The organism is Clostridium zeae (assembly GCF_017312485.1).
GTDB lineage: Bacteria > Bacillota > Clostridia > Clostridiales > Clostridiaceae > Clostridium_AR > Clostridium_AR zeae.
The window spans coordinates 28,413-40,566 of the sequence record NZ_BMBA01000011.1 but is presented as its reverse complement, the minus strand read 5'-3'; the positions used below and the strand labels follow the sequence as shown (position 1 = coordinate 40,566).

Annotated in this window: 8 protein-coding genes, 1 riboswitch and 1 other annotated feature; all 8 genes read left to right on the top strand. The window is 30.2% G+C overall.

Features of this window, described 5'->3' with window-relative positions:
* Nucleotides 1-141: 141 nt before the first annotated feature.
* The 8 genes from J3477_RS24430 (at nucleotide 142) to J3477_RS24395 (ending at nucleotide 11,877) form a co-directional block, all read left to right on the top strand.
* Nucleotides 142-1,581 (top strand): ABC transporter substrate-binding protein, encoded by a 1,440-nt coding sequence (locus tag J3477_RS24430; protein WP_206872846.1) that lies wholly within the window; start codon nucleotides 142-144, stop codon nucleotides 1,579-1,581.
* A 252-nt stretch (nucleotides 1,582-1,833) separates the two neighbouring features.
* A riboswitch (M-box (ykoK) riboswitch) is annotated at nucleotides 1,834-1,999 on the top strand.
* Between the two features lie 296 nt (nucleotides 2,000-2,295).
* Nucleotides 2,296-3,561 (top strand): magnesium transporter, encoded by a 1,266-nt coding sequence (locus J3477_RS24425; protein ID WP_206872845.1) that lies wholly within the window; start codon nucleotides 2,296-2,298, stop codon nucleotides 3,559-3,561.
* Between the two features lie 80 nt (nucleotides 3,562-3,641).
* Nucleotides 3,642-3,871, top strand: a binding site (T-box leader).
* 177 nt (nucleotides 3,872-4,048) lie between these two features.
* Nucleotides 4,049-4,957, top strand: coding sequence for a cysteine synthase A (gene cysK / locus J3477_RS24420; protein ID WP_206872844.1), 909 nt, complete (start codon nucleotides 4,049-4,051; stop codon nucleotides 4,955-4,957).
* Nucleotides 4,958-4,976: 19 nt separating this feature from the next.
* Nucleotides 4,977-5,558, top strand: a complete 582-nt coding sequence (gene epsC, locus J3477_RS24415; RefSeq protein WP_206872843.1) for a serine O-acetyltransferase EpsC — start codon at nucleotides 4,977-4,979, stop codon at nucleotides 5,556-5,558.
* A 3-nt stretch (nucleotides 5,559-5,561) separates the two neighbouring features.
* The gene (queG, locus tag J3477_RS24410; RefSeq protein WP_206872842.1) at nucleotides 5,562-6,554 is read left to right on the top strand and encodes a tRNA epoxyqueuosine(34) reductase QueG; all 993 of its coding nucleotides are present in this window, start codon (nucleotides 5,562-5,564) and stop codon (nucleotides 6,552-6,554) included.
* A gap of 314 nt (nucleotides 6,555-6,868) precedes the next feature.
* Nucleotides 6,869-7,501 (top strand): endonuclease III, encoded by a 633-nt coding sequence (nth, locus tag J3477_RS24405; protein ID WP_206872841.1) that lies wholly within the window; start codon nucleotides 6,869-6,871, stop codon nucleotides 7,499-7,501.
* A gap of 309 nt (nucleotides 7,502-7,810) precedes the next feature.
* Nucleotides 7,811-9,076 carry a PAS domain S-box protein gene (locus J3477_RS24400; protein WP_206872840.1) on the top strand — a complete coding sequence of 422 codons (1,266 nt, stop codon included), beginning with the start codon at nucleotides 7,811-7,813 and terminating at the stop codon, nucleotides 9,074-9,076.
* A 23-nt stretch (nucleotides 9,077-9,099) separates the two neighbouring features.
* Nucleotides 9,100-11,877 carry a sensor histidine kinase gene (locus J3477_RS24395; RefSeq protein ID WP_206872839.1) on the top strand — a complete coding sequence of 926 codons (2,778 nt, stop codon included), beginning with the start codon at nucleotides 9,100-9,102 and terminating at the stop codon, nucleotides 11,875-11,877.
* Nucleotides 11,878-12,154 lie beyond the last annotated feature (277 nt).

Here is a 12,154-nt window from a genome sequence, read left to right as displayed (position 1 = left end):
TAATGACAGACCATTAATTTTCAATAAATAAGGTATATATAGTTTGAACAGTAAATATGAAATTCCTACACTTTAAACCTTTTCATGATGAAAATATAATTAGTTTGTAAAGAAAAAATACATTTATGAGGGGGAACTTTGATGTTAAAATTTAAAAAATTAATGACTCTCACCTTGGCAACTGTGCTAGCTTCAGCTTTTTCCTTAACTGGGTGTTCTGACAAAGAAGAAGCGACCAAAACAAGCACAGGCGAAACTACTAATTTGATATGGTACACAATTGGTACTCCACAGAAAGATACTGAAAAAGTTCAAGCTGAATTGAACAAGTATCTAAAAGGAAAAATAAATACCACAGTAGAGATTAAGCAAGTGGACTGGGGCGATTACTCAAAGAAAATGCAGGTTGTAATTAATTCAGGGGAAGATTATGATATTTGTTTTACTTGCTCATGGGCAAATGATTATTTACCTAATGCAAGGAGAGGTGCTTTTGCTCCTTTAGATGACCTTCTTGAAAAGTATGGAAAAGAAACTAAAAGTGAAGTTGATCAGAGATTTTGGGATGGAGCTAAAATTGATGGTAAGACATATGCAATACCAACTAATAAAGAGATAGGTGTTGCACCGATGTTTGTATTTACTAAGGAATATGTAGATAAATATAATATACCTTATAAGGATATTCACACATTGCAGGATTTGGAACCATGGCTAAAGCTTATAAAAGAAAAAGAACCAGATGTAGTACCATTCTATACTACAAAGGATTATAGCGTTCCTGTTAAGTTTGATAAAATAGTTGATCCTGTAGGAATCTTTTATACAGATAAATCACTAAAGGCAGCTAATCTATATGAGACAGAAGAGATGAAAACACAGCTTGAAACTATGAGAAAATATTATCTAGCTGGATATATAAATAAGGATGCAGCAACAACAAGCGATAATAAGGCTGTAAAAAGATTTGTAACAAAGGGAGATGGACAGCCTTTTGCAGAATCTCTATGGGGGAAAGATCTCGGATACCCAGTAGTAGCATCTCCTATTATGGATACCTATATTACAAATGGATCCACAACAGGAGCTATGCAGGCTATATCTGCTAATTCAAAAAATAAAGAAAAAGCAATGCAGTTTTTGAATTTAATGAATACTGATAAGTACGTTAGAAATATTTTGAACTATGGAATTGAAGGAACTCATTATGAGAAGATATCTGACAATAAGATTAAGTTACTTCCTGAAAGTAAGCAGTACCAAGTTCCGTATTTCTCATTGGGAAATCTTTATAAGACATACTTATTAGATGGTGACCCAGATAATAAGTGGGAGGAGTTTAAGAAATTTAATGATGCATCTATTCCTGCTGCAGATTTAGGTTTTAACTTTGATACAAATCCTGTGAATACAGAGGTAGCTGGATTGAAAAACGTTCTAGAAGAATTTGGACCAGCTTTGAATACTGGCTCAGTAGATCCAAATGAATTTTTACCTAAATTGAATGAAAAATTGAAGTCAGCTGGTGTTGATAAGATAGTTAAGGAAATGCAGAATCAAGCTGATAAGTGGAAAAAATAGATTAAGTTTATATAAATCTAAAATAGAATAGCGAGTTTAATGGATGTATCACTTCATAATGAAATTTATATTTTTAAATCGAAGTGGTACATTTTTATATATAAGATTAAGTAAAGTGCAACAACATGAAGCAAAATGAAGATTTATTATGAAATTTTAAACCATAGCAGGATAAATAAATAAATATTCGAAATTTGAGGCTATTAAGTTGCAATTTAGGCTTAAAGTAATATAATATATTATAGAAAGAAAATGTTTCATTGTTAGGTGAGGCTCCTACAAGAATGCACGCTACTGCCCGGAAACATCGAGAGATGCCAATGGGTCAACAGGTTTTATCGAAGCAAGGTATAACTTAACGTAGCTAGACCGATAGGTCTTAAGTCTTGTAGTGCTAAAACTCAACGTAATGATATTAAGTTGAATTTTAGAGGCCTCAAGGGGCCTTTTTTTACTTTTTATGAAGGTGTAGTATATATAAATCAAAATGTAAATTAAAAAAATCATCCAGAAATGATTTTAAGTTACAGATTTTGAAATAATAAATAATTTATTACCAAGGTGGTGAAATTAAATGGAGGGTGGCCCTCATAGTAGGTCGCAAGAAAAATTAAATATAATAAACTTCAATGGGTGGCTTCAGCGAAATTTAATGTAAACCTAGTACATTGCTCTAGCTAAGTCCTTCATTGGATGTTGGGGGAGGTTAGAAACATGAAAAGATTGTCTGTATTTCTTTATAGTTCTATACTAAATAAAAAGATCTACGATGAGTTTGATGATGTACTTGGTATATTAAAGGATGTTTATGTAACTACAGAAGATGGGTATCCAAGAATTATTGGATATAAAATAAAAAGAGATGGTTCAGTATTTGATTATGAATTTAGGAATGTAGATGTTTATCTAAAGGAAAGCAATAAGATAAGGATTGAGACCAGAGGTAGTAAGGAAATATTGCCAAGAAAATATACTTATTTGCTTACGCAAAATCTTTTAGATAAAAAGATAGTTGATATAAACGGAAAAAAGGTAGTAAGAGTAAATGACTTAAGAATTGCAGAGATTGCAGGAGAATACAGAGTAGTTGCAGTAGAAGCAGGTCAAATCGCAAGATATAGACGAATGGGTATTGAAGGTTTTGGAAAGGTTATGCTTAAATTTATGAAGCAAGAAATTTCAGACCAAGCACTTATGTGGGATGATGTAGAAACCTTAGAGCTTATAAATGACAGCTTGCAGCTATCAGTTCCTTATAAAAAATTATCTAATCTCCACCCAGCAGATTTAGCTGATATATTAGAAGAACTTGATGATAAACAGAGAAAACAAGTATTTGAAAATCTAGATGATGATTTAGTGGCTGATGCTCTCGAAGAGATAGAACCAGAGTTCAAGGGGTCTATAATAAGAGATTTAAGTGTATCAAAAACTGCAGAAATACTTGAAAATATGCCTAATGATGAAATTGCAGATTTATTAGATGAACTAAATGAAGAAGAAAGAGAAAAGATTTTAGTATCTTTAGAATCAGAAGATGCCGAAGAGGTAAAAGAATTATTAGGTTACGAAGATGAAACTGTTGGAAGTATAATGAATAAAGATTTTATATCCTTTAATATAGATGTCACAATTGAAGAAACAATAGATTTATTAAAAGAAATGCAGCCTGATGAAGAAGTTATGCATTGTGTATATATAACTGATGAGAATGAAAAACTTCAGGGGACAGTTACAATAAGACAGTTAGTTATGAATGGCACAGAAGTTAAGCTTCAAGATATAATGGATAGGAATACTTTAAAATTTAAACATGATTTTCATATAGAAGATGCTATAGAGCTTATAACCAAATATGACTTATTATCTGTTCCTGTAGTGGATGAAGAGGATAAGCTTGTAGGTATAGTTTTAATTCATGATATTGTAGATGAATTCTTACTGCCTATTTGGAAAAAGAAAGCAAAAAAAGCAGTTTAATATTATATAAAAATATTGTTGACATTTAAAACAATTAGCATATAATAAAATTAAGATTAAACATATCAAAATACTCAACTTTAAATGCAAAGAAAAAGAAAAGTATCATAAATGAAGGTCTCAGAGAGGAAGAGATGGTGTGAATCTTCTACTTGGATTTTATGAGAAGTGCGCTTTGGAGCAGGTAGCTGAACTTTTAGTAGGTGATCCCGGGATGCCCGTTATAGCAAGGAAGCATGATAGTGCTTATCGTGAGTGAGATCATTTTGATCTAAGTAGAGTGGAAACGCGAAATATCTTCGTCTCTAATAAGAGATGAAGTTTTTTTTATTCTTTATTAAATCTTAAATGTAAAAGTTTGTAGCTAACTAATTTTAGGATAACAAAAGATCAATTATTATAAAGATAGAGAATAAAAATCTGTGGATAATTTTAAAATTTAAGATAATTAATAAAATAATAAATATAATTTTTGGAGGTTAGAGATATGTTATTTAATAATGCATTAGAATTACTTGGAAACACACCGGTACTAAAAGTAAACACTTTAACAGGAGAAAATTCAGCTGAGGTATATGTAAAGCTTGAAAAGTTTAATCCAGGTGGAAGTGTTAAAGATAGAGCTGCTTACGGTATGATAGAAAAGGCTGAAGCTTTAGGTCTATTAAAAGCTGGAGACACTATAGTAGAACCTACAAGTGGAAATACTGGAATAGCATTAGCTATGATTGGAAAATTAAAAGGATATAAAGTTGTTATAGTAATGCCTGAAACAATGAGTAAGGAAAGAAGAGACTTAATAAAAGCTTATGGAGCTGAACTTGTATTAACAGAAGGCGCTAAGGGAATGAAAGGTGCTATAGCAAGAGCAGAAGAATTAGTGAAAGAAAATGGATATTTCATGCCACAACAATTCTTAAATATAGCTAATCCAGAAAAACACTATGCAACTACAGCTGAAGAAATACTTAAAGATCTACCAGACATAAATGTATTTGTTGCTGGAGTTGGTACTGGAGGAACAATATCAGGTGTTGGTAAGAAACTAAAAGAATTAAAGAGTGATGTTACAGTTGTAGCTGTAGAACCAGAAAAGTCACCTGTAATTTCAGGTGGAGCACCTGGTCCACATAAGATTCAAGGTATAGGAGCAGGATTTATTCCAGAAATATATGATAGCTCAGTAGTTGATAAAGTTGTTCAAGTTAAAGAAGAAGATTCCTTTGCAGCTGCTAGAAACTTTGGAGCTAACGAAGGTGTACTTATAGGCATATCTTCAGGTGGTGCACTTCATGCTGCTTTAGAATTAGCTAAGGAATATGGTCCAGGCAAAAAAATCTTAGTAGTAGCACCAGATGGAGGAGAAAAATATCTTTCAATGGGCCTATATGAATAATATAAAGGTGTGATAATAGGTGTTTAAGAACCTTAGGTACGATATAAAAAAGATACTTGAAAATGATCCAGCAGCAAGAGGTTGGTTTGAAGTTTTACTGCTTTACCCAAGTGTTCATGCAGTAAATGGGCACAGAGTATCTAGTTGGTTTTATAAAAGAAAGATGTTCTTTATAGCAAGATTAATATCTCAGGTAGTAAGACTTTTTACAGGTATAGAGATACATCCAGGTGCTCAAATAGGCAGAGGTTTATTTATAGATCATGGTATGGGAGTAGTTATCGGAGAAACTAGTGTTATAGGTAACGATGTTGTCATATATCATGGAGTTACTCTTGGTGGCACTGGAAAAGATAAAGGTAAAAGGCACCCTACAGTTGGTGATAATGTAGTTATAGGAACAGGGGCTAAGGTTCTAGGGCCTATAAATATAGGAAATGATGTGAAAATTGGTGCTAACTCAGTGGTACTTACAGATGTGCCTGCTGGTGCAACTGCTGTAGGTATACCAGCCAGATTTATTGTGAGAAATTTGCCAATAATTGAGATAGAAGATTTTAGAGGCAGAAGAAAGAAAATATATAATGATATGGTGATTTAGTTTATGAATCTATCAGTTGAAATTAAAAGATTTTGCATGAATTTAGGCTTAGATACTGTTGGTTTTGCACAGTGCAGGACTTTCAATGAGTTAAGAGAGTTCTACACTGAAAGAAAATCACAAGGTATTGAGAATGAATTTGAAGAAACAGATATAGAAAAAAGAATAAATCCAAATCATTATATGAGTGAGGGAAAGACTATAGTATCTATAGCTTTCCCTTATCTTCATAATGTGGATTATATAGAAAATGGATTTTCTGTTTATACTAGAGGTATGGACTATCATACTGTAGTACATAGTTATTTAGAAAAAATAGTGACTTTCATCAATGAATTAGGGGGGAAAGCACTTGCATTTACAGACAGTAACACATTACCTGAAAGATATATTGCATATCTATCAGGTGTAGGGTTTATTGGTAAAAATAATATGATTATAACTGAAAAGTATGGTTCATATGTTTTTTTAGGTGAAATAATAACAGACCTAGAAATTCCGGAGTCTACAAATCGTACTTTTAATGATATAAAGTATTTTACGAAATGTGGAAGTTGTGAAGTTTGCTATAAAGAATGCCCTACAAAATCAATTAATAAAAACAATAAAAATCCTAATATATGTATGTCGTATATAACTCAGAAAAAGGAAATAGATTATAAATTCGCTAAGTTAATGGATGGAAGAGTGTTTGGTTGTGATAGTTGTCAGAACAAGTGCCCATATAATAAAGTAAAATATTTATCGCCTATAAAAGAGTTTTATCCCATGAATTTTATGAATAATGATAATGTGGATAACATAATAAATATATCTAATTCTGATTTCAAAAGTAGTTTTAAAGCCACATCCTGTGGGTGGAGAGGTAAAAACGTTTTAAGAAGAAACGCTCTCATACGGAAAGGTTTGTTCCAAAACAAGGATATTGCAAATGAAGAATTAAATTCTCCATATTTGGAGCAGTATAAACTAATGATTGAAAGGCTTAAGGAATAGATTACATTAAAGTACTTTACTAAAATTAATGTGTCACTCCTCCGATACTTTAATGAGCTTCGCAAAGAATTAATATGATTTTCTACAATGGAATAGCTAAAATTGTATAACTCACTACGTTCGGACAATACAATTTCCTTACGCTATTCCATTTCCGAAAATCATTTAATTCTAATAGCTCACTCATATAGTATCTCCAGTGTGATACATTAATTTTAAACTACTATTTGATTATACATATTTAAATTTGCACTAGATCTTGAAGGATTAATAAACATAATTACAAATTACAGGTTCATAAATGGAGGTACAAAATGAAGAAGAGCACAAGAAATATACTAGAACTATTAAAAGAGCAGTATCCTGATGCAAAGTGTGAACTTGATTATGGAACACCTTTTCAACTTCTTGTAGCTACCATACTTTCAGCTCAGACTACTGATAAAAAAGTAAATGAGGTAACGAAGGATTTATTTGACAAATATCCTACAGTTGATGATTTTTTACTTATATCTCAAGAAGAGTTAGAGGATAGAATAAAACAGATAGGACTTTATAGAAATAAAGCGAAAAATATAATGATGATGTGCAGGCAGCTTAAGGAGAATTTTAATGGAGAAGTTCCAGATACTATGGAAGGCATAACTTCTCTTGCTGGAGCTGGTAGGAAAACTGCGAATGTAGTACTTTCAAATGCGTTTGGAGTTCCATCAATTGCTGTAGATACACATGTTTTTAGGGTTTCTAATAGAATTGGCCTTGCCGATTCAGAGAATGTATATGATGTAGAATTACAGCTTCAAAAAGAGCTTCCAAAGAAAGAATGGTCTTTGGCTCATCATTTATTAATATTTCATGGTAGAAGATGTTGCACTGCTAGAAATCCTAAATGCGAGGTATGCCCTATAAAGCATATGTGCAAATACTATAAGAGTATAGCAAAATAGAGCTTAAAGTAAAAGCTAACGATCAAATATGAGTCGTTAGCTTTTATTTTTTCACTTTATATTTAAAAATGCTACAAAAATATACATTAATAATAAAAATGCGATTTATTTCTGTACTTTTTTAGAACAGTAGAGATGAGTTTATATATATTTATTTAATCCATTATTATTTAATTAAAAACTTGAGTAAATGAAATTGAAAAAATACAACTATATATCGATAATTGCGATAATTAAATTTTAAAAAAATGATAATTGATAGTATAATTAATTAGTAAATTACAATTTTTATAATAGGTGGATAATAATATGAGCTATTTTCTACATATACACAAAAAAGTATCTAAATATGTAAAAATTAATACAATGGTAATTTTTTTGTTAATCATATTATTTGCCATATCATTAAGAATTTTAGAAAGATATGAATTTTACAATTTTCATGAAGTTGTAAATCGACTTAAAGTTGTAATAATAATCTTCTCTCTCCTATTTTTGTATAGATGCTTTAAATATTTTTCATACGAGCATAGAGTAATACCTATAGCTATTTGCTTTAGTTATATGTATTTTTGTTTTGAGTTCCTATTTAGGCAAGTTTTTACAAACTTAAATATAAATGGAGCCAATGATAATCTCATTATAAGTAGAGTTAGCTATCCATTTGCTATAGGTCTTACATTAAGGCCTATAATTATATTATTTGCTTTAAAATACAATACGATTAACCTCTTCCAGACAAGAAAAAAGAATAGTATATTGCTACTGATTGGTGGGGTGTTGGGACTATGTACTACTTTAATTGATATTTATATAATATTGCCCCAATGTTTGAATTTATCTGAACAAAAAATGGTAATAACGTATATAAATACTATGCTAGTAAATGCATTTGTGGTCATAATTGTAATAATATATAACTTAAATAATAAGAACGATTTTTCGAATTTATTAATATATTCAACTTTACTGCCTATTTTTTGCAAGTATTATGCCTTTTATTCACAGGGGCAAAATTCTGTTTTTATAGTTGCTGCCGAAGTTGTAATGATTGCTTTATTAATTTCTGGGATAATGTGTTTGGAAATCTCATATAAGACATTAATAAATAAAGAGTCCAACTTAGTTAAAGATGGCTATATAAATAATGATATAATAAATGAGATACCTATAGATAAAGAAATAGGACATACGGTGAAAAATTATTCAAACAATATTGATAGTTTCATCGAATCGTATATGGCGATTGAAGACAATTTACAGGAGATTTTGTTTTTAGTAGATGTAGAGGGAAGAATAAACTACGCATCAAAAAAATTCTATTCTCTATCAGAATTTGCAGAAGAGAGAGTAGTTGGAGCAAGTTTTTTTACCATAACTCATCCAGAGGAAATATTAAAAGCTAGGGTACTGATTAACTTAGAAAAAAGCCACACTACACCTATCGTCCATAGAATAAGAAAAAATAATGGTAACTATATTCTTGCTGAATCAATTGCTAATTTTATTTTTGAAGAAGGTAAGATTACTGGTAAGATTATTGTATCAAAGGATATAAGTTATAAAAATCTATGAATTATTATGGAAGGATAACAAGGATGAATCATAAAAATGCCGAGAAGAATCTCTCATATTTTAGTATTTATATAGGATTTATTTTTCTGATTTTTTTAGAATATGGTTCTAATATAGATATTAAAATATCAAAATCTTATATAGATGGTATGATACCAGCTGAGACTGTAATTACTTTTATAGTTGCGTTTATGATTTTAATATACTTTGATGTATCGAAAAAAAGTTATATATTATTTATCGGATTAAGTACTATGACTTTATTTGGTATAAAGTTTATTGAATGTGTTGAACTTATGAGTAAGGGCAGTGGTGTAATTAGTATATATAATCAAGCTTTTTTATCAACAAGATATAATATAATAAGTTTTGTAATTACTGTTGGCTTTATTTACTTCCTTTATAACAATAAAGAGCTTAAGCATGTAAGTGGAGAAAGTATATGCATGTATTCTGTTTTAAGTTTCTTTATAGGGGTAGTATTCTACTATATAGATATAAAATTCTTATACGGATATTTAAGTGATAGGAGTATATATTGGAGATCTATAATGACAATAATAGATCTTCTTGGAATTCTTGTACTAGGTATTGTCTTGATAAAAAAACAAAAAGAATACAAGGATGCTATAATGAAGTTTTTTATAGCTTCAACTATGTTTGAGTTTTTTAATCATGTATATACATTCTGTGATTTAGGACAAAGAACTGCACTTATTTTTTTTGCTGATATTTTTTATATGCTATCTGTCCTAACAGTTATGGTAGGCATATGTATTTGTTTTAAAAATAAATATATTGACGCAAAAAAAATAATAGATAATACGAATGTCTTTAGAACTGATATGCTTAAGTATTACAAGATCTTACAAGAAATGCCTAGTATTGTTTTTATTTTAGATAAGCAAGGAACCATACGTTTTACTAATGTGACAGCTGATGAATTTATTAAGGAAAATTACAGTGATGATTCAGTAGAGGGAAAAAATATTAATGATATTTTGCCGAACAGAAAGAATCGTTCTTTAAATAAAATGAATAAAGTTATAGATATGGAAAAACAATGGAGTGGTGAAAGTAAATTAGTAGGAAAAGATGGGAAAGTTTTTTACTTTAATACATATATAAATGAGTTTGATATTGAGGAAGATACGTTTTATTTAGGAGTTATGAATGATAATACAAGCTATATAGATATGTCACTGCAACTACAGAAGAGTGAGAAGAAGTTTAGGCAGATCACGGACAGTGTTCATGATTTAATATGTAAAATAGATATCGAGGGAAGGATAGATTACTGTTCTCCTTCTTATACTAACCTCTTTGGTGGTAACTATGAAGACTATAAGAGGGTTCCTTGGGTGCATAATGTAGTTGAAAATGATGTTCAACAAGTACTGCAAGATATGAGATTATGTTTGGAAAAAAATAAGATAGTCACAAACGAGTGTAAAATGAAGTCTGGTAAGAATACGTACATATATGTGAATTACGTTATTAATCCAGTAGAAGAAAAAGATAAAATAGATGGGGCTATTATAAGTGCTAGAAATATAACTTATAAGAAATTAGCTGAAAAGGAATTAAAAGAGAGTGAGAGAAAGTATTCCGAAATATTTAACATGTGTCCAGATATGATCTATGTACTTGATTCTAAAACCTTAAGGATTACTGATGTAAATCCTGCAATGTGCGAACTTTTAGGTAAAAGTAAAGAGAGTATTTTAAATAAATATCTAAAGCAGGTATTTGATGATATTGACTACGAAAGTGAAGTTAATATAATAAAATACTTAAATGAAGGGTTGATAGTTAGGGGACACGAGATATCATTTTTATTCTACGGAGAGTCTAGATACTTAGAAGTAAACTATTCACCTTTAATAGAGGACGGTGAGCTTACAAAGATTATATGTTTAGCAAGAGATATTACTGAGAAGAAAAAGATGGTTGAGCTTAAGGAAGAGCATGAAAAGGATAGAAAAAAACTAGATGAGGCTTTACAATATGATCAATTGAAAACAGAATTTTTTGCAAACATATCTCATGAGCTCAGAACTCCAATAAATGTTATATTCTCTGTTATACAAGTTTTGGATTTATATAAAAATAAGGAAGATATAACGAAGATGCCTTATGAGAAATATAGTAATGTATTAAGGCAAAATTGTTACAGATTGCTGAGACTTATAAACAACTTAATTGATATAACCAAAATTGATGCTGGCTACCTAAAACTTAACTGTGGAGTATACGATGTAATTAAAATTGTAGAAGATATAACTATATCTGTTGTTACCTATGCTGAGAATAAAGGGATTGAAGTGATATTTGATACATTTGTAGAAGAATTATATATTTACTGTGATCCAGACAAAATCGAAAGAATAATACTAAATATTTTATCCAATGCTATTAAATTTACAGATTGTAATGGAAAAATATTGGTGTTGGTAGAACAAGTTGGGGATAATGTAAGAATAGCCATAAAAGATGATGGAAGAGGAATTCCAGAAGATCAGATAAATATTATATTTGAAAGATTTAGACAAGTGGATAAGTCTTTAGCTAGAGAGCATGAGGGCAGTGGAATAGGACTTTCTCTGGTGAAATCTTTAGTCGAGTTACATGGAGGCACAGTCAGTGCCAAGAGTACCTTAAATAAAGGGAGTGAATTTATAATAAATCTACCAATAACTCTAATTAAAGAGATTGAGCAAACTCCAATAATAATGTCTAATGAAGATGCTAGAATTGAACGAATTAATATCGAGTTTTCTGATATATATGAAATATGTTAAGATAAAACACTTCAATTTAAAAATATGGCGCTGTTAAAGCACCGTATTGAAATTAAGTGGTTATACATCCGATGCTTTAATGAGCTTACGCAAAGAATTAATATGATTTTGTCATATTCCATGGCTAAAACTGTAAACTCACTACGTTCGAACAGTACAGTTTTACTCTTTAATAATAAATGCTTTTTATAAATCTTTCATATCTTAAATTTAAGTAAATAGAAAGGTTATCTGATTAAAGAGTAAAAAGTGAGAATATATCGCCTGCCAGAATTTC